An 18,456-nucleotide genomic window follows, 5' to 3' on the forward strand; every position below is an offset into this window, starting at 1 on the left:
CTGGGGGGGTGGGGGGGTGGGGCTTGGCGCGGTCGGGGGGGGTGTGGTGTTGGGTGTTTGTGTTTGGTGGTTTGGGGGGGGGGGGGGCCGAGGCGGCCCCCGACCCCACCCGAGAATTAGCAGTACAGACGACGACATAGGGGACATAGTGCTCGACGTCAACTTCTTCGACGAGCTGCGCATTGGTCTCGCCACCGCCGACGACATCCGTCAGTGGTCGCACGGCGAGGTCAAGAAGCCTGAGACCATCAACTACCGCACCCTGAAGCCGGAAAAGGACGGGCTCTTCTGCGAGAAGATCTTCGGTCCGCAGCGGGACTGGGAGTGCTACTGCGGTAAGTACAAGCGCGTTCGGTTCAAGGGCATCATCTGTGAGCGCTGCGGCGTCGAGGTGACCCGCTCCAAGGTCCGTCGTGAGCGGATGGGGCACATCGAGCTCGCCGCTCCGGTGACCCACATCTGGTACTTCAAGGGCGTTCCGAGCCGGCTGGGCTACCTGCTGGACCTCGCCCCCAAGGACCTCGAAAAGATCATCTACTTCGCCTCGTACGTCGTGACGAGCGTGGACGCCGAGTCGCGTCACCGTGACCTCTCGACGATCGAGAACGAGATCCTCGCCGAGAAGCGGCAGTCTGAGAACAGCCGCGACTCGGAGATCGAGAAGCGGGCCGCCAAGCTGGAGGCCGACCTGGCCGAGCTGGAGGCCGAGGGTGCCAAGGCGGACGTCCGGCGCAAGGTCAAGGAGGGCGGAGAGCGCGAGATGCGCCAGATCCGCGACCGGGCCCAGCGCGAGATCGACCGCCTGGACGAGGTGCTGGACACCTTCCGCAAGCTGGAGCCGAAGCAGCTGGTCACCGACGAGCTGCTCTACCGCGAGCTGCGCGACCGGTTCGGTGAGTACTTCACCGGCTCGATGGGCGCCGAGGCGATCAAGGCGCTGGTCCAGAACATGGACCTCGACGCCGAGGCCGAGAGCCTGCGCGAGACCATCCGGTCCGGCAAGGGCCAGCGGAAGATCCGGGCGCTCAAGCGGCTCAAGGTCGTGGCGGCGTTCCTGAACACCCGCAACTCGCCGCTCGGCATGGTGCTGGACTGCGTCCCGGTCATCCCGCCGGACCTGCGCCCGATGGTGCAGCTCGACGGTGGCCGCTTCGCGACCTCGGACCTGAACGACCTGTACCGCCGCGTGATCAACCGGAACAACCGCCTCAAGCGGCTGATCGACCTCGGCGCGCCCGAGATCATCGTCAACAACGAGAAGCGGATGCTCCAGGAGGCCGTCGACGCGCTGTTCGACAACGGCCGCCGCGGCCGGCCGGTCACCGGTCCGGGTAACCGCCCGCTCAAGTCGCTGTCCGACATGCTCAAGGGCAAGCAGGGCCGGTTCCGCCAGAACCTGCTGGGCAAGCGCGTCGACTACTCCGGCCGTTCGGTCATCGTGGTCGGCCCGAAGCTCAAGCTGCACCAGTGCGGTCTGCCCAAGCAGATGGCGCTGGAGCTGTTCAAGCCGTTCGTGATGAAGCGGCTGGTGGACCTCAACCACGCGCAGAACATCAAGTCCGCCAAGCGGATGGTCGAGCGTCAGCGCCCGGTCGTGTGGGACGTGCTGGAAGAGGTCATCGGCGAGCACCCGGTGCTGCTGAACCGCGCGCCGACCCTGCACCGTCTGGGCATCCAGGCCTTCGAGCCGCAGCTGGTCGAGGGCAAGGCGATCCAGATCCACCCGCTGGTCTGCACCGCGTTCAACGCCGACTTCGACGGTGACCAGATGGCGGTGCACGTGCCGCTGTCCGCCGAGGCCCAGGCCGAGGCGCGGATCCTGATGCTGTCGTCGAACAACATCCTCAAGCCGGCCGACGGCAAGCCGGTCACCATGCCCACCCAGGACATGGTCATCGGCCTGTACCACCTCACCCACCTCACCGCCGGTGAGAAGGGCGAGGGCCGGGCGTTCAGCTCGGACGCCGAGGCGCGGATGGCGTTCGACAACGGCGAGCTGCACCTGCAGGCTCCGGTGAAGATCCGTCTGCGCGGCGTGGTCGGTGTCGACAACGGCTCCGGCGCCGAGGCGTGGACCGCCCCGGAGGGCTGGGTCGAGGGTGAGCCGCTGACCGTGGAGACCACCCTCGGTCGGGTGCTGTTCAACGAGACGCTGCCGCAGGGCTACCGCTTCGTGAACTACGAGATCCGCAAGGGTCAGCTCTCCGCGATCGTCAACGACCTCGCCGAGCGCTTCCCCAAGGTGGCCCTGGCTGCCACCCTGGACGGGCTCAAGGAGGCCGGTTTCCACTGGGCCACCTGGTCCGGCGTGACGATCGGCATGGAGGACGTCATCGCTCCGCCGCGCAAGGCGGAGATCCTGGCGAAGTACGAGAAGGAAGCTGACCGGATCGACAAGCAGTACCAGCGTGGTCTGATGACCGCCGAGGAGCGTCGCGGCGAACTCATCGAGATCTGGACCAAGGCGACCAACGAGGTCGCCAAGGAGATGGACACCGCGCTGCCGCAGGAGAACCCACTGTGGAAGATGATCAACTCGGGTGCCCGCGGTAACCTGCTCCAGCTCCGGCAGATCGCGGCGATCCGTGGTCTGGTGGCCAACCCCAAGGGCGAGATCATCCCGCGGCCGATCAAGGCCAGCTACCGGGAGGGTCTGTCCGTGCTGGAGTACTTCATCTCCACGCACGGTGCCCGTAAGGGTCTCGCCGACACCGCGCTGCGGACCGCCGACTCGGGTTACCTGACCCGTCGTCTGGTGGACGTCTCCCAGGACGTGATCATCCGCGAGGAGGACTGCGGCACCGACCGGGCGATCCCGATGCAGATCGGCGAGCGCCTGGAGGACGGCAGGCTGGTCGTGCACGAGCACGCCGAGACCAGCGTGCACGCCCGGACCCTGGCCGACGACATCAAGGGGCCGGACGGCACCGTCGTCGCCGAGCGGGGTCAGGACATCAACTCCATCGGGGTCGACAAGATCGTCGCCGCCGGCGTGGAGACGGTCCGGGTGCGCAGCGTGCTCACCTGCGAGTCGAAGCTGGGCGTCTGCGGTGCCTGCTACGGGCGTTCGCTGCCGACCGGCAAGACCGTGGACGTCGGCGAGGCGGTCGGCATCATCGCCGCCCAGTCGATCGGTGAGCCGGGTACGCAGCTGACGATGCGTACCTTCCACACCGGTGGTGTCGCGGGTGAGGACATCACCCAGGGTCTGCCGCGTGTCCAGGAAATCTTCGAGGCCCGGGTCCCGAAGGGTAAGGCGCCCATCGCCGACACCCCCGGCCGGATCCGGATCGAGGACGGCGAGCGCTCGCGGAAGATCATCGTGGTGCCGGACGACGGCAGCGACGAGATCGTCTACGACAAGATCTCCAAGCGGGTGCGTCTGCGTACCCACGACGGCGGTCACGTCGCGGTCGGCGAGAAGCTCACCGAGGGCACCATCGACCCGCACGAGCTTCTGCGGATCATGGGTCCGCGGGCGGTCCAGGTCCACCTGACCCAGGAGGTCCAGGAGGTCTACCGCTCGCAGGGCGTGCTCATCCACGACAAGCACATCGAGATCATCATCCGCCAGATGCTCAAGCGGGTGACGGTCATCGACTCCGGCTCGACCGAGTTCCTGCCGGGTGTGCTCGTCGACCGGGCGCTGTTCGAGTCGGAGAACCGCCGGCTCGTGTCGGAGGGCGGCGAGCCCGCCGCCGGCCGTCCGGTGCTGATGGGTATCACCAAGGCCTCGCTGGCCACCGACTCCTGGCTCTCGGCTGCCTCCTTCCAGGAGACCACCCGGGTGCTGACCGACGCTGCGATCAACTCGCGCAGCGACTCGTTGGTCGGCCTCAAGGAGAACGTGATCATCGGTAAGCTCATTCCGGCCGGTACCGGCATCAGCAAGTACCGCAACGTCCGGGTGGAGCCGACCGAGGAGGCCAAGGCCAAGGTCTACTCGATGACCGGTTACCCGGAGTCCGACTACGGTTTCGGGCCGGCGAGCGGCCAGGCTGTGCCGCTTGACGACTTCGACTTCGGGTCGTACCGCTAAGCACCACCACCGACGAGGCCCCCGGCACCTGCCGGGGGCCTCGTCGTGTCCGGACCCGCCCAACCGCGCACCAGGTTCGGCAGAATGGGGGCATGACCACCGCAGCCGGCCAGGTGTCCAGCGCGCAGCAGGCTCCACGTCACCCGCTGGATCCCGACCCGGCCCGTGCCACGAAGGCGCGGGCGGTCTTCGCGCTGGGCCTGCTCGGGATGCTCACCGGCCTGTTCATCGGTGGGGTGGTGCCGGCGACCGTGGCGCTTCTGCTGTCCCGGCAGGCGCGCCGTGAGGCGTACGCGTCGGGGGGTTTCCTCACCGGCGGCGCCTGGCTGCGACGGGGGGAGCGGATGGCCTGGATCGGCCTGGTGCTGGTGGCCGTCAGCGTGGTGATCGCGGTGGTGATCGGCGTGGTCCGGTTGGCGGGCTCGCCGTTCGGCCACGACTACCCGACGAACATGGACTGACCCGACCAGCGGTCGCGCCGGGCGTGGGCGGCGGGACCCCCGGCGGTAGCCTGGCCGGTGTCCGCCGCACGGCGGTGGTGGCCTGTCGACAGGAGGACCTCGTGACGGAACCGGCGCGGCCCCCGGCGGACGGACCGGCCGGGCATCCTGGCGCGCCGGCCCCGCCGCCGACCCCACCCCAGGCAGCGGATCAGCCCGCGGATCAGACGGCCGAGCCCGGTCCGACGGCCCAGACTCCGGTCACGCCCAGCGCCTGGGCGCGGCCCGACGGGAACGGGCAGCCGGACACGCCCGCCGCCGACGCGCCGCCGACGGCCACCCCGCAGGGGGACGCCCCTCGCCCCGACGCGCCGGGTTGGGGCGCCCCGCCGCAGCCGGGCTGGGGCACGCCTCCGCCCGGCTGGGGCACGCCGGCGCCCGCCGAGGGGACGCCGGTCTCCGGAGGCCAGCCGGCGCCCGCCGAGGGGATGCCGGCCTCCGGGGGCCCGCCGGCGCCCGCCGAGGGCGCGACGTCGCCCGGCTGGGGTGTTCCGGCGGCTTCCGGGGGCACGCCAGCTTCCGGGGGTCCGACGTCGCCCGGCTGGGGCGCGGCGCCCGGCTCCGGCCAGCCGTACGCGGTGTCCGGTACTCCGTCCCCGCCGCCCGGCTGGGGGCAGCCTCCGTTCGGGTACGGCCCTCCGCCGGGTTGGGGTCAGCCGGGGCACGCTCCGGGCTGGGGTCCTCCGGGGCACGCTCCCGGCCCGGGTCAGTCGGGGCGCGCTCCCGGCTGGGGTCCTCCGGTGCCGCCACCGACCGACGAGCAGCGTCGCCCGCCGAAGCGGGTGGAGGCGGTGCCCGGCACGCCGTACGGCGTCGTGTACCTGGACGTGCCCCCGGTCACCTCGGGCCTGGCGGTCGGTGCGCTGGTGGCCGGGATCGCGTCGGTCCTGGTCTCGTTGCTGGTGATCTGCTTCGGGGTGGCCTTCGCGAACGAGGGTGGGGTCTGGGCGTCCGGGGCCTTCGCGGTGCTGGGCGTGCTGTCCGGGGTGGGCGCGGTCGTGGCCGGTCTGCTCGGCCGGCGGCAGATCCGCCGACCGTCGGGGCCGCCGGCGGTCCGGTTCACCGGTCGAGGGCTCGCGGTGGCCGGTGTCAGCTGTGGGGGCGCGGGAGCGCTGCTCAGCCTGTTGGCGCTCGGCCTGTCCCTGCTGATCTCCCTGACGTGAGGCCGGTCACCCCCCGAACCGGCCGTGCGGCCTGGTCGCCCGAGGCCCCGGATCCGGGTCGGTGCCTCCCGCTGCGGGGGCGACGGGTGGCCCGGTGGGGAAGCCGGTACACTTGTGTCCGTAGGTGCCCATCGCGGGCGACGGGCTGAGCGGGATTCGACTGGCGGGCGTGAGACGGCCGCCGGGCCGTTCCGTTTTGACCTGGCCGGCTGTGGTAGGTACTCTTTCCTCTTGTGCCCGGGCCTGCCCGGGCAACTCGTGCGTGCGCTGGTTCCGGTGACGGGCAGCGGGCACGACAAGCCAATGACCCGGTGCGGGGCGACCCGCGTGCCGGTGACACAACCCGGTGGGTCCGCGAAAGCGTCCGTACCGGGACCGTGAGCTGGGCGACACGCCCGACCGCGGGTACCGGGGCCTCCGCGAGGTGGCCCTGGTCGGAATGTAGGAGAGCCGGTCATCAGGCCGGCTAACGAGCAGACGGCGCGGCCGCGACAGTGCGGCCGAAGGGAGCGGAGAAACCCGGTGCCCACCATTCAGCAGTTGGTCCGAAAGGGCCGTCAGGCCAAGACGACCAAGACCAAGACCCCTGCGCTGAAGGGGTCTCCCCAGCGGCGCGGCGTGTGCACCCGCGTGTACACCACGACCCCGAAGAAGCCGAACTCGGCGCTGCGCAAGGTCGCTCGTGTCAAGCTCAGCAGCCAGATCGAGGTGACCGCCTACATCCCGGGCGTCGGCCACAACCTCCAGGAGCACTCGATCGTGCTCGTGCGTGGCGGCCGTGTGAAGGACCTCCCCGGCGTGCGTTACAAGATCGTCCGCGGCTCGCTCGACACCCAGGGTGTCCGTAACCGCAAGCAGGCGCGCAGCCGTTACGGCGCGAAGAAGGAGAAGAGCTGACATGCCGCGTAAGGGACCCGCTCCGCGGCGGCCGCTGGTCGCTGACCCGGTGTACAACTCGCCGCTGGTCACCCAGTTGGTGAACAAGATCCTGCTCCGCGGCAAGCGTCAGCTCGCCGAGTCCATCGTGTACGCGGCCCTCGAGGGCTGCCGCGAGAAGTCCGGCACCGACCCGGTCGTCACCCTCAAGCGGGCGATGGACAACGTCAAGCCGACTCTCGAGGTGCGCAGCCGTCGTGTCGGTGGCGCCACCTACCAGGTTCCGGTCGAGGTCCGCCCCGCCCGGGCGACCACGCTGGGCCTGCGTTGGCTGGTCACCTACTCCCGCGCCCGCCGCGAGAAGACCATGGTCGAGCGGCTCATGAACGAGCTGCTGGACGCGAGCAACGGCCTCGGTGCCGCCGTCAAGCGGCGCGAGGACACGCACAAGATGGCCGAGTCCAACAAGGCCTTCGCGCACTACCGCTGGTAACACCCTGGTTCCGGCGCTCTCGGGCGCCGGAACCGCCACCAGTTGAGTCGAGACGACGATAAGTAGGGATTGAAGTGGCCGCCGCAGACGCGCTCGCCAACGTACGCAACATCGGCATCATGGCGCACATCGATGCCGGTAAGACCACGACCACCGAGCGGATCCTGTTCTACACCGGCATCACGTACAAGATCGGTGAGGTCCACGAGGGCGCTGCCGTCATGGACTGGATGGAGCAGGAGCAGGAGCGTGGTATCACCATCACCTCCGCTGCTACCAAGTGTGAGTGGAAGGGCCACACGATCCAGATCATCGACACGCCCGGTCACGTCGACTTCACGGTCGAGGTCGAGCGGTCGCTGCGGGTGCTGGATGGTGCGGTCGCGGTCTACGACGGTGTCGCCGGCGTGGAGCCGCAGACGGAGAACGTCTGGCGGCAGGCCGACAAGTACAACGTCCCGCGGATGTGCTTCGTCAACAAGCTCGACCGGACCGGCGCCGACTTCTTCCGCTGCGTGCAGATGATGATCGACCGGCTGAACGCCACCCCGCTGGTGCTCCAGATCCCGATCGGGCTCGAGGGCGACCACATCGGCGTCGTGGACCTGATCGGCATGCGCGCCCTCACCTGGCGCGGGGAGACCCAGAAGGGTGAGGACTACGCGGTTGAGGAGATCCCGGCCGAGCTGGCCGACTCCGCTGCCGAGTGGCGCGAGAAGCTGATGGAGACCCTGGCCGACGTCGACGACGCGGTGATGGAGAAGTACCTGGAGGGCGAGGAGATCTCCGTCGAGGAGATCAAGGCCGCCATCCGGCGTGCCACCATCGCCGGCAAGGCCAACCCGGTGCTGTGCGGCTCGGCGTTCAAGAACAAGGGCGTCCAGCCCATGCTCGACGCCGTGGTCGACTTCCTGCCGTCGCCGCTTGACGTTCCGGCCATCGAGGGTACGGCTACCGACGGCGAGACCCCGCTGCTGCGTAAGCCGTCCAACTCGGAGCCCTTCTCCGGCCTGGCCTTCAAGATCCAGACGGACAAGCACCTGGGCAAGCTCACCTACGTGCGGGTCTACTCCGGCACGCTCGATTCCGGTTCCCAGGTGGTCAACTCCACCAAGGACCGCAAGGAGCGGATCGGCAAGATCTACCAGATGCACGCCAACAAGCGGGAAGAGCGTCCGTCGGCGCAGGCTGGCGACATCATCGCCGTGCAGGGTCTCAAGCAGACCACCACCGGCGACACTCTCTCCGACCCGGCGAACCCGGTAATCCTGGAGTCGATGACCTTCCCGGAGCCGGTCATCTCGGTGGCGATCGAGCCGAAGACCAAGTCCGACCAGGAGAAGCTGGGCACGGCCATCCAGCGCCTGGCCGAGGAGGACCCGACCTTCCGCGTCCAGCTGGACGAGGAGACCGGTCAGACGGTCATCTCCGGCATGGGTGAGCTGCACCTGGACATCCTGGTCGACCGGATGCGCCGCGAGTTCAACGTCGAGGCGAACGTCGGCAAGCCGCAGGTGGCGTACCGCGAGACCATCCGCCGCAAGGTGGACAAGGTCGAGTACACCCACAAGAAGCAGACCGGTGGTTCCGGCCAGTACGCCCGCGTGATCGTGAGCGTCGAGCCGCTTCCGCTGGACAACGACTCGCCGACCTACGAGTTCGCGAACGCCGTCAGCGGCGGCCGCATCCCCCGGGAGTTCATCCCCTCGGTGGACGCCGGTGCGCAGGACGCCATGCAGTACGGCATCCTGGCGGGCTTCCCGCTCGTCGGCGTGAAGCTGACGCTGCTGGACGGCCAGTACCACGAGGTCGACTCCTCGGAAATGGCATTCAAGATCGCCGGCTCGATGGTGATGAAGGACGCGGCCCGCAAGGCCGATCCGGCACTGCTCGAGCCGATGATGGCCGTTGAAGTCACCACTCCTGAGGAGAACATGGGTGACGTCATCGGCGACCTCAACTCCCGCCGCGGCATCATCCAGGCGATGGAGGAGCGCAGCGGCGCCCGCATCGTCCGGGCTCTGGTGCCGTTGTCGGAGATGTTCGGCTACGTCGGCGACCTGCGGTCGAAGACCCAGGGCCGGGCTAGCTACAGCATGCAGTTCGACTCCTACGCCGAGGTTCCGCAGAGCGTGGCGAAGGAGATCATCGCCAAGGCGACGGGCGAGTAACGTCGCTGAGCAGGTGATTCGTGGGTGGTCGCGGGAGGGTTCTCCCGCCCGCGGCCACCACGATCGGATCGCGTGAGACCGGGCCTGTAGGCTTCATCGCCGCAGAACCCACAAAAGCTCTCCGGCCGTTCAGGCCGGAAAGGCTGTCGACAGAGTCCTAAGCGCCGACCGGCGCGCCGGGCGTACGAACCAAGAAGTCCACAGGAGGACACCAGTGGCGAAGGCTAAGTTCGAGCGGACTAAGCCGCACGTCAACATCGGCACCATTGGTCACATCGACCACGGTAAGACGACGCTGACGGCGGCCATCACCAAGGTCCTGCACGACCAGTACCCGGACCTGAACCCTTACACGCCGTTCGACGAGATCGACAAGGCGCCGGAGGAGAAGGCCCGCGGCATCACGATCTCGATCGCGCACGTCGAGTACCAGACCGAGGCGCGGCACTACGCGCACGTCGACTGCCCCGGCCACGCGGACTACATCAAGAACATGATCACCGGTGCCGCGCAGATGGACGGCGCGATCCTGGTGGTCGCGGCGACCGACGGTCCGATGCCGCAGACCCGCGAGCACGTGCTGCTGGCCCGCCAGGTTGGCGTGCCGTACATCGTCGTGGCGCTCAACAAGAGCGACATGGTCGACGACGAGGAGCTCCTGGAGCTCGTCGAGCTCGAGGTGCGCGAGCTGCTCTCCTCGCAGGAGTACCCGGGTGACGACCTGCCGGTCGTTCGGGTGTCGGCGCTGAAGGCCCTCGAGGGTGACCCCGAGTGGACCGGCAAGCTGCTGGACCTGATGACCGCGGTCGACACCGCGATCCCGCAGCCGGAGCGCGAGACCGAGAAGCCGTTCCTCATGCCGATCGAGGACGTCTTCACGATCACCGGTCGTGGCACCGTCGTCACCGGTCGCGCCGAGCGCGGCATCCTCAAGCCGAACGAGGAGGTGGAGATCGTCGGTATCCGCGAGAAGTCGCAGAAGACGGTCTGCACCGGTATCGAGATGTTCCGCAAGCTGCTCGACGAGGCCCGCGCGGGCGAGAACGTCGGTCTGCTGCTGCGTGGCATCAAGCGCGAGGACGTCGAGCGCGGCATGGTGGTCGTCAAGCCGGGCACCACGACCCCGCACACGGAGTTCGAGGCGACGGTCTACATCCTCTCCAAGGAGGAGGGCGGCCGGCACACCCCGTTCTTCCAGAACTACCGTCCGCAGTTCTACTTCCGGACCACGGACGTCACCGGTGTCGTCACCCTTCCCGAGGGCACCGAGATGGTCATGCCGGGTGACAACACCACCATGTCGGTGAAGCTGATCCAGCCCATCGCCATGGAGGAGAACCTCAAGTTCGCGATCCGCGAGGGTGGCCGCACCGTCGGCGCCGGGTTCGTCACCAAGATCGTCAAGTGAGCTAGGTAACCCCGATTAGACCCGCCGCCGGTCGTGCGGCATACTAGTCAGGTTGCGTAACGACAGTTCGTCGCCTGTGTTCGGCTTTCGCTGAACCTCCGGGTGGCGGCACAGTCGAGCGTAGGGTGGTTGGCGGCCCAGTCGCCAACCACCCTCGCACGGCGTTCAGGTCGCGGTAATGCGATCGGCGCCTTGACCCACCGCGCGGTCAGGACCGCTCCGGAGTCCCGGGGCGGAGCCCGGCCCGAGGGCGCGACACGCCCGACCGCGGGGGTCGGCGAAGTGGGCCTGTACCAGCCGGTACAGGCGCCCGCAACACAGCGGCATCGAGAGAAGGAACAGAAGCCACCATGGCGGGACAGAAGATCCGCATCCGGCTCAAGGCCTATGACCACGAGGTCGTCGACTCCTCGGCTCGGAAGATCGTCGAGACGGTGACGCGTACCGGGGCGCAGGTCGCGGGCCCGGTGCCGCTGCCCACGGAGATCAACCGTTTCTGCGTTATCCGCTCGCCGCACAAGTACAAGGACTCGCGCGAGCACTTCGAGATGCGCACGCACAAGCGGCTGATCGACATCATCGACCCGACCCCGAAGACGGTCGACTCGCTCATGCGCCTCGACCTGCCGGCTGGCGTCGACATCGAGATCAAGCTGTAGGGACCGGACAAATGGACAGGCAAGTCAAGGGGATCCTGGGCGCCAAGCTCGGCATGACCCAGGTCTGGGACAACAACAAGGTTGTTCCCGTGACCGTGGTCGAGGCCGGCCCGTGCGTCATCAGCCAGGTTCGTAGCGCCGAGAAGGACGGTTACTCCGCGGTCCAGCTGGCCTACGGCACCATCGACCCGCGCAAGGTCAAGAAGCCGATCAGCGGGCACTACGCGAAGGCGGACGTGGCGCCGCGCCGGCACATCGTCGAGCTGCGCACCACGGACGCCGGTGAGTACTCGCTCGGCCAGGAGGTCACGGTCGAGGAGTTCCCGGCCGGCGTCACCATCGACGTCACCGGAAAGACCAAGGGCAAGGGCTACGCCGGCCCGATGAAGCGGCACGGCTTCCACGGTCTGGGCGCCGGTCACGGCGTCGAGCGCAAGCACCGCTCGCCCGGCTCCATCGGCGCCTGCGCCACCCCGGGTCGTGTCTTCAAGGGCACCCGGATGGCCGGACGCATGGGTGGCGTGCGCTACACCGTGCAGAACCTCACCGTCCAGGCGGTCGACACCGAGAACAACCTCCTGCTCGTCCGTGGTGCCATTCCCGGCCCCAAGGGCGCGCTGGTTCTGGTCCGTACCGCGGCCAAGAGCAAGGTGAAGAAGGGCGGTGCGGCCAAGTGACCACCGTTGACGTGCGCACCGTCGAAGGCACCACCAGCAGCTCCGTCGAGCTGCCGGCGGACATCTTCGACGTGCAGGCCAACGTCGCGCTGATGCACCAGGTCGTGGTGGCCCAGCTCGCGGCGGCCCGACAGGGCACGCACAAGACCAAGACCCGCGCCGAGGTTTCCGGCGGCGGCAAGAAGCCGTACAAGCAGAAGGGCACCGGTCGCGCCCGGCAGGGCTCGATCCGCGCGCCGCAGTTCGCCGGCGGTGGCGTGGTGCACGGTCCCGTGCCGCGTGACTACAGCCAGCGGACCCCGAAGAAGATGAAGGCCGCCGCGCTGCGGGGTGCCCTCTCCGACCGGGCCCGCGCCGGGCAGGTGCACGTTGTCGAGGCGTTCGTCTCGGGCGAGAAGCCGTCGACCAAGGCCGCCCTGGCCACGCTGACCAAGCTCACCGAGGCCCGTCGGGTCCTCGTCGTGCTGAGCAGCACCGACGAGCTGAACTGGGTGTCGCTGCGCAACGAGCCGCGGGTGCACCTGATCGAGTCCGGCCAGCTGAACACGTACGACGTGCTCGTGGCCGACGACGTGGTCTTCACCAAGGACGCCCTGGACGAGTTCCTGGGCGTGCCCGCCGAGACCACCGAGGAGGGTGGCAAGTGAGCACGATCGCCGACCCGCGCGACATCATCGTGGCGCCGGTCGTCTCGGAGAAGAGCTACAGCGAGCTGAACCGGAACTGGTACACCTTCCTGGTGCACCCGGACGCGAACAAGACCGAGATCAAGATCGCTATCCAGCAGATCTTCAACGTCCGCGTCCTGACGGTCAACACGCTCAACCGCCAGGGGAAGCGCAAGCGCACCAAGACCGGTTTCGGTCAGCGCAAGGCGACCAAGCGGGCGATCGTGAAGCTGGCTGACGGTGACCGTATCGAGGCCTTCGGCGGCCCGGTCAGCTGAGGGGTGTAGACAATGGCTATCCGTAAGTACAAGCCGACGACGCCGGGCCGACGTGGCTCGAGTGTCGCCGACTTCGCCGAGATCACCCGGTCCACGCCGGAGAAGTCGCTGCTGGCTCCGCTGCCGAAGAAGGGCGGGCGTAACGCCCACGGCCGGATCACCACGCGGCACCACGGTGGAGGTCACAAGCGCCAGTACCGTCTGATCGACTTCAAGCGGGTCGACAAGGACGGCGTGCCGGCGAAGGTCGCTCACATCGAGTACGACCCCAACCGCACGGCGCGCATCGCGCTGCTGCACTACGCCGACGGCGAGAAGCGGTACATCATCGCGCCGAAGGACATGAAGCAGGGCGACCGCGTCGAGTCCGGTCCGGGCGCCGACATCAAGCCGGGCAACAACCTGCCGCTGCGCAACATCCCGGTCGGTACCACGATCCACAACGTGGAGCTGCGTCCGGGTGGCGGGGCCAAGCTGGCCCGTTCCGCCGGCGTCGGCATCCAGCTGCTCGGCCGTGAGGGCGCGTACGCGACCCTGCGTATGCCGTCCGGCGAGATCCGGCGTGTGGACGTGCGCTGCCGCGCGAGCGTCGGCGAGATCGGCAACGCCGACCAGTCGAACATCAACTGGGGTAAGGCCGGCCGGATGCGGTGGAAGGGCAAGCGCCCGACCGTCCGTGGTGTCGCCATGAACCCGGTCGACCACCCGCACGGTGGTGGTGAGGGTAAGACCTCCGGTGGTCGCCACCCGGTCAACCCGCAGGGTAAGCCCGAGGGCCGTACCCGGCGTAAGGGCCAGCCGAGTGACAAGCTGATCGTCCGCCGTCGCTACGCCACGCGTAAGCGCGGCTGAGGGAGATAAGACATGCCTCGCAGCCTGAAGAAGGGCCCGTTCGTCGACGACCACCTGCTCAAGAAGGTGGAAGTTCAGAACGACAAGGGCTCCAAGAACGTGATCAAGACCTGGTCGCGGCGCTCGACGATCATCCCCGAGATGCTGGGGCACACGATCGCCGTGCATGACGGACGCAAGCACGTCCCGGTGTTCGTGACCGAGGCGATGGTCGGGCACAAGCTCGGCGAGTTCGCGCTGACCCGCACGTTCAAGGGTCACGAGAAGGACGACCGGAAGAGCCGTCGGCGCTGACGCCGCGGGCATACGGATAGAGGGAACAAGGGGTTACAGCGATGCCAGGAAAGGGCGACGCTCCGGTGCTTCCGGGCGCGCGGGCGGTTGCGCGGCACGTGCGCATCTCGCCGATGAAGGCGCGCCGGGTGGTCAACCTCGTCCGCGGCCTGCCCGCGAAGGAGGCGCTCACGGTGCTGCAGTTCGCGCCGCAGGCTGCGAGCGAGCAGGTGTACAAGGTGCTCGCTAGCGCGATCGCCAACGCGGAGAACAACGAGCGGCTGGACCCCGACGCGCTGCTCGTCAGCGAGGCGTTCGTGGACGAGGGCCCGACGATGAAGCGGTTCCAGCCTCGGGCGCAGGGTCGGGCGTACCGGATCCGCAAGCGGACCTGTCACATCACCGTGGCGGTCGAGGCGGTCGCGCCGGCAGCGCCGAGGAAGGCCGCGGCCAAGAAGGCCGCTCCGGCCACGGAGGCCGCACCGGCCGAAGCGCAGAGCAAGACGGAGGGCGCCGAGTAATGGGTCAGAAGGTTCACCCCACTGGGTTCCGGCTCGGCATCTCGACCGACTGGAAGTCCCGCTGGTTCGCGGACAAGCTCTACAAGGACTACATCGGCGAGGATGTCAAGATCCGCCGCATGATGTCCAAGGGCCTGGAGCGCGCCGGGATTTCCAAGGTCGACATCGAGCGCACCCGCGACCGGGTCCGGGTCGACATCCACACCGCCCGGCCGGGCATCGTCATCGGCCGTAAGGGTGCGGAGGCCGACCGGATCCGCGGCGAGCTGGAGAAGCTCACCGGCAAGCAGGTCCAGCTGAACATCATCGAGGTGAAGAACCCCGAGTCGGACGCTCAGCTCGTCGCGCAGGGCGTGGCCGAGCAGCTGTCCAGCCGGGTCAGCTTCCGTCGGGCGATGCGCAAGGCCATGCAGTCGGCGATGAAGAACCCGGTCTGCAAGGGCATCCGGGTTCAGGTTTCGGGCCGCCTCGGCGGCGCCGAGATGAGCCGGACCGAGTTCTACCGTGAGGGCCGGGTTCCGCTGCACACGCTGCGGGCCAACATCGAGTACGGCTTCTTCGAGGCCCGTACCACGTTCGGCCGGATCGGTGTGAAGGTCTGGATCTACAAGGGCGACGCCGTCCCGGGCCGGGAGGCTCCGGCCGAGGCCGGTCCGTCCCGCCCGCGTCGTGGTGAGCGTGGCGACCGTCCCGAGCGTCCGCGCCGTGGCCGGTCGGGTTCGTCCGGCACGACGGCTGGCGGCACCGAGGCCGGCCGGGCTGCTGCGACCACCATCGCGCAGCAGGCCGAGACGCCGAGTGGCGAGCCGGTCGACAGCGCTGCTGTCGCGGCCGCGGCTGCTCCGGCAGAAACGCAGCAGGAGGGCTGACAGATGCTGATGCCGCGCAAGCCCCCGAAGGGCTTCCGCAAGCCGCACCACCCGGACCGCAGTGGCGCGTCCAAGGGTGGTAACCGGGTGGTGTTCGGCGAGTTCGGGATCCAGGCTCTCGAGCCGGCGTACGTGACCAACCGCCAGATCGAGTCGGCGCGTATCGCGATGACCCGTCACATCAAGCGTGGCGGCAAGGTCTGGATCACGATCTTCCCGGACCAGGCCCTCACCAAGAAGCCTGCCGAGACCCGGATGGGTTCCGGTAAGGGTTCGCCGGAGTGGTGGGTCTCCAACGTCAAGCCGGGTCGGATTCTCTTCGAGATGTCCTTCCCCAACGAGCAGATCGCGCGAGAGGCCATGCGTCGCGCGATCCACAAGCTCCCGATGAAGTGCCGCATTGTTACGCGCGAAGTGGGTGAATCCTGATGGCAGCGGGCGTTAAGGCGACCGAGCTGCGTGAGCTCTCCGAGGAGGAGCTGGTCACGAAGCTGCGGGAGGCCAAGGCGGAGCTGTTCAACCTCCGCGTGCAGGCCGCGACCGGGCAGCTGGACAACAACCGGCGGTTGCAGGTCATCCGTCGGGAGATCGCCCGGATCTACACGATCATGCGCGAGCGCGAGCTGGGGCTCTCGGCCGCGCCGACTGAGGTGACTGCATCATGACCGAAGACACCGCCACCGCCGCCGCGCGGTCCCGCCGCAAGGTCCGTGAGGGCCTGGTGGTCAGCGACAAGATGGACAAGACCGTCGTGGTCGAGGTCGAGGACCGGGTTCGGCACGCTCTCTACGGCAAGATCATGCGCCGTACGAGCAAGCTGAAGGTGCACGACGAGCAGAACGCCGCTGGCACCGGCGACCGGGTCCTGATCATGGAGACCCGGCCGCTGAGCGCCACCAAGCGTTGGCGGATCGTGGAGATCCTGGAAAAGGCCAAGTAGCGAAGGCTCGAGCTCGCCCGGCGTTGCGTCGGGCGTTGGTTCCGCCAGGCTCCGGCCGCCACGGCGGCCGGAGAACCGGCAGACATAGGAGATAGACGTGATTCAGCAGGAGTCGCGACTGCGCGTCGCCGACAACACGGGTGCTCGGGAGATCCTGTGCATCCGGGTTCTCGGTGGCTCCGGTCGGCGCTACGCGAGTATCGGCGACGTCATCGTGGCCACCGTCAAGGACGCCATCCCGGGTGCCGGTGTGAAGAAGGGCGACGTCGTCAAGGCTGTCGTCGTTCGCACCGCCAAGGAGAAGCGGCGGCCGGACGGCTCGTACATCCGCTTCGACGAGAACGCCGCCGTCATCATCAAGGACGGCGGGGACCCGCGCGGTACCCGTATCTTCGGCCCGGTGGGCCGGGAGCTGCGGGACAAGCGGTTCATGAAGATTATTTCCCTCGCGCCGGAGGTGTTGTGACCGTGAAGGTCAAGAAGGGCGACACGGTCGTCGTCATCGCCGGCAAGGACAAGGGTGCCAAGGGCAAGGTCATCGCGGCCTACCCGCGGCAGGACAAGGTCCTGGTCGAGGGCGTGAACCGGGTCAAGAAGCACACCCGCATCAGCACCACCCAGCGTGGCGCCAAGACCGGCGGCATCGTCACTCAGGAGGCCCCGATCCACGTCTCGAACGTGCAGGTCCTGGACTCCGACGGCAAGCCGACCCGCGTCGGTTACCGGATCGACGACAACGGCCAGAAGGTCCGCATCGCGCGTAGCACCGGTAAGGACCTGTGATGACCACGGCTACCGAAAAGACCATGCCGCGCCTCAAGGAGCGGTACCGCAACGAGATCGTGGCCCAGCTGCGTGAGCAGCACAGCTACGGCAACCCCATGCAGGTGCCGCGGCTGGTCAAGATCGTCGTCAACATGGGTGTCGGCGAGGCTGCTCGCGACGCCAAGCTGATCGACGGCGCGGTCCGTGACCTCGCCACGATCACCGGCCAGAAGCCGCAGGTGCGGCGGGCGACCAAGTCCATCGCGCAGTTCAAGCTCCGCGAGGGCATGCCGATCGGTGCGAAGGTCACCCTTCGCGGCGACCGGATGTGGGAGTTCCTGGACCGGCTGCTGTCCATCTCGCTGCCGCGTATCCGCGACTTCCGCGGTCTGGACGGGCGCAAGCTGGACGGGCACGGCAACTACACGTTCGGTCTGACCGAGCAGTCGGTGTTCCACGAGATCGACCAGGACAGGATCGATCGCCAGCGGGGCATGGACATCACGGTGGTCACCACCGCCACGACCGACGACGAGGGCCGGGCGCTGCTCAAGCTCCTGGGCTTCCCGTTCAAGGAGAACTGAGATGGCCAAGAAGGCGCTGATCATCAAGGCGGCCGCGAAGCCGAAGTTCTCGGTTCGCGCGTACACCCGCTGCCAGCGGTGCGGGCGTCCGAAGGCGGTCTACCGCAAGTTCGGTCTCTGCCGGGTCTGCATCCGGGAGATGGCCCACCGCGGTGAGCTGCCGGGCGTGTCCAAGGCTTCCTGGTAAGGGCGACCGCGTCCCGGCTGTCAGTCGGGAACTCCTGCACCGATTAGGTATTGCTCTTCGCCGTAGGCCCGGGGCTGATGCCCCGGGAACCCCGGCGAGAAAGGCTGACGAAATCCATGACGATGACCGACCCGATCGCAGACATGCTCACGCGTCTGCGTAACGCCAACCAGGCGTACCACGATCAGGTGAAGATGCCCTACTCCAAGATCAAGGCGAACATCGCCGAGGTCCTGAAGGCCGAGGGTTACATCGCCACCTGGTCGGTCGAGGAGCCCGAGGAGGGCGCCGTCGGCAAGCGACTGGTCGTCGAGCTGAAGTACGGCCAGAACCGCGAGCGGAGCCTGGCCGGCATCAAGCGCGTGTCCAAGCCCGGTCTCCGGGTGTACGCCAAGTCGGACGGGCTCCCGCGGGTGCTCGGTGGGCTGGGCGTGGCGATCATTTCGACGTCCCAGGGGCTGCTGACCGACCGGCAGGCCCGCAAGCGGAGTGTTGGCGGGGAAGTCCTCGCCTTCGTCTGGTAACGGGAGACA

The 18,456-nt window shown here is 68.2% G+C and carries 23 protein-coding genes; all 23 read left to right on the forward strand.

Annotated features, from left to right (window positions below; all coding sequences use genetic code 11):
• The first annotated feature begins 148 nt into the window (after window positions 1–148).
• The 23 genes from ABZS77_RS18090 (at window position 149) to rpsH (ending at window position 18,447) form a co-directional block, all read left to right on the forward strand.
• Complete coding sequence (locus ABZS77_RS18090) at window positions 149–4,039, forward strand: DNA-directed RNA polymerase subunit beta' (RefSeq protein WP_354823894.1); 3,891 nt, start codon at window positions 149–151, stop codon at window positions 4,037–4,039.
• A 92-nt stretch (window positions 4,040–4,131) separates the two neighbouring features.
• A complete protein-coding gene (locus tag ABZS77_RS18095) occupies window positions 4,132–4,500 on the forward strand; it encodes a hypothetical protein (protein ID WP_354823896.1) in 369 nt (122 codons plus the stop codon).
• Between the two features lie 821 nt (window positions 4,501–5,321).
• Window positions 5,322–5,702 carry a hypothetical protein gene (locus tag ABZS77_RS18100; RefSeq protein WP_354824096.1) on the forward strand — a complete coding sequence of 127 codons (381 nt, stop codon included), beginning with the start codon at window positions 5,322–5,324 and terminating at the stop codon, window positions 5,700–5,702.
• Between the two features lie 522 nt (window positions 5,703–6,224).
• Window positions 6,225–6,599 (forward strand): 30S ribosomal protein S12, encoded by a 375-nt coding sequence (gene rpsL / locus ABZS77_RS18105; RefSeq protein ID WP_007465318.1) that lies wholly within the window; start codon window positions 6,225–6,227, stop codon window positions 6,597–6,599.
• A 1-nt stretch (window position 6,600) separates the two neighbouring features.
• Window positions 6,601–7,071 carry a 30S ribosomal protein S7 gene (rpsG, locus tag ABZS77_RS18110; RefSeq protein WP_076466673.1) on the forward strand — a complete coding sequence of 157 codons (471 nt, stop codon included), beginning with the start codon at window positions 6,601–6,603 and terminating at the stop codon, window positions 7,069–7,071.
• A 74-nt stretch (window positions 7,072–7,145) separates the two neighbouring features.
• Complete coding sequence (gene fusA, locus ABZS77_RS18115; RefSeq protein WP_354823898.1) at window positions 7,146–9,242, forward strand: elongation factor G; 2,097 nt, start codon at window positions 7,146–7,148, stop codon at window positions 9,240–9,242.
• A gap of 214 nt (window positions 9,243–9,456) precedes the next feature.
• Window positions 9,457–10,650 (forward strand): elongation factor Tu, encoded by a 1,194-nt coding sequence (gene tuf / locus ABZS77_RS18120; RefSeq protein WP_139585961.1) that lies wholly within the window; start codon window positions 9,457–9,459, stop codon window positions 10,648–10,650.
• 350 nt (window positions 10,651–11,000) lie between these two features.
• Window positions 11,001–11,309, forward strand: coding sequence for a 30S ribosomal protein S10 (rpsJ, locus tag ABZS77_RS18125; protein ID WP_007073037.1), 309 nt, complete (start codon window positions 11,001–11,003; stop codon window positions 11,307–11,309).
• A gap of 11 nt (window positions 11,310–11,320) precedes the next feature.
• Window positions 11,321–11,986 (forward strand): 50S ribosomal protein L3, encoded by a 666-nt coding sequence (gene rplC, locus ABZS77_RS18130; protein WP_354823900.1) that lies wholly within the window; start codon window positions 11,321–11,323, stop codon window positions 11,984–11,986.
• Entirely contained in the window at window positions 11,983–12,633 is a 651-nt protein-coding gene (rplD, locus tag ABZS77_RS18135; protein ID WP_354823902.1) for a 50S ribosomal protein L4, read from the forward strand. Before rplC ends, rplD begins: the two co-directional genes overlap by 4 nt.
• Complete coding sequence (gene rplW / locus ABZS77_RS18140) at window positions 12,630–12,932, forward strand: 50S ribosomal protein L23 (protein ID WP_007465304.1); 303 nt, start codon at window positions 12,630–12,632, stop codon at window positions 12,930–12,932. Before rplD ends, rplW begins: the two co-directional genes overlap by 4 nt.
• A gap of 12 nt (window positions 12,933–12,944) precedes the next feature.
• Window positions 12,945–13,784, forward strand: coding sequence for a 50S ribosomal protein L2 (gene rplB / locus ABZS77_RS18145; RefSeq protein WP_007465301.1), 840 nt, complete (start codon window positions 12,945–12,947; stop codon window positions 13,782–13,784).
• Window positions 13,785–13,796: 12 nt separating this feature from the next.
• Window positions 13,797–14,078 (forward strand): 30S ribosomal protein S19, encoded by a 282-nt coding sequence (gene rpsS, locus ABZS77_RS18150; RefSeq protein ID WP_007465299.1) that lies wholly within the window; start codon window positions 13,797–13,799, stop codon window positions 14,076–14,078.
• Between the two features lie 41 nt (window positions 14,079–14,119).
• A complete protein-coding gene (gene rplV / locus ABZS77_RS18155) occupies window positions 14,120–14,578 on the forward strand; it encodes a 50S ribosomal protein L22 (RefSeq protein ID WP_139585967.1) in 459 nt (152 codons plus the stop codon).
• A complete protein-coding gene (gene rpsC, locus ABZS77_RS18160; RefSeq protein WP_007465294.1) occupies window positions 14,578–15,447 on the forward strand; it encodes a 30S ribosomal protein S3 in 870 nt (289 codons plus the stop codon). The genes rplV and rpsC overlap by 1 nt, the downstream gene beginning before the upstream one ends.
• A gap of 3 nt (window positions 15,448–15,450) precedes the next feature.
• Window positions 15,451–15,876, forward strand: a complete 426-nt coding sequence (gene rplP, locus ABZS77_RS18165; RefSeq protein ID WP_121653126.1) for a 50S ribosomal protein L16 — start codon at window positions 15,451–15,453, stop codon at window positions 15,874–15,876.
• Complete coding sequence (gene rpmC, locus ABZS77_RS18170) at window positions 15,876–16,112, forward strand: 50S ribosomal protein L29 (protein ID WP_007465283.1); 237 nt, start codon at window positions 15,876–15,878, stop codon at window positions 16,110–16,112. Before rplP ends, rpmC begins: the two co-directional genes overlap by 1 nt.
• Window positions 16,109–16,387 (forward strand): 30S ribosomal protein S17, encoded by a 279-nt coding sequence (rpsQ, locus tag ABZS77_RS18175; protein ID WP_109817183.1) that lies wholly within the window; start codon window positions 16,109–16,111, stop codon window positions 16,385–16,387. The genes rpmC and rpsQ overlap by 4 nt, the downstream gene beginning before the upstream one ends.
• Window positions 16,388–16,484: 97 nt before the next feature.
• Complete coding sequence (gene rplN / locus ABZS77_RS18180) at window positions 16,485–16,853, forward strand: 50S ribosomal protein L14 (protein WP_007073026.1); 369 nt, start codon at window positions 16,485–16,487, stop codon at window positions 16,851–16,853.
• Complete coding sequence (gene rplX / locus ABZS77_RS18185; RefSeq protein WP_007465276.1) at window positions 16,850–17,170, forward strand: 50S ribosomal protein L24; 321 nt, start codon at window positions 16,850–16,852, stop codon at window positions 17,168–17,170. Before rplN ends, rplX begins: the two co-directional genes overlap by 4 nt.
• The gene (gene rplE / locus ABZS77_RS18190; RefSeq protein ID WP_139585969.1) at window positions 17,170–17,736 is read left to right on the forward strand and encodes a 50S ribosomal protein L5; all 567 of its coding nucleotides are present in this window, start codon (window positions 17,170–17,172) and stop codon (window positions 17,734–17,736) included. The genes rplX and rplE overlap by 1 nt, the downstream gene beginning before the upstream one ends.
• A gap of 1 nt (window position 17,737) precedes the next feature.
• On the forward strand, window positions 17,738–17,923 hold the full coding sequence (locus ABZS77_RS18195; RefSeq protein ID WP_007465272.1) for a type Z 30S ribosomal protein S14: 186 nt from the start codon (window positions 17,738–17,740) through the stop codon (window positions 17,921–17,923).
• Window positions 17,924–18,039: 116 nt separating this feature from the next.
• Window positions 18,040–18,447: a 30S ribosomal protein S8 gene (rpsH, locus tag ABZS77_RS18200; RefSeq protein WP_007465270.1), complete on the forward strand. Its 408-nt coding sequence runs from the start codon at window positions 18,040–18,042 to the stop codon at window positions 18,445–18,447.
• Window positions 18,448–18,456 lie beyond the last annotated feature (9 nt).

This window comes from Micromonospora sp. NPDC005298 (genome assembly GCF_040607375.1).
Classification (GTDB): Bacteria; Actinomycetota; Actinomycetes; order Mycobacteriales; family Micromonosporaceae; genus Micromonospora.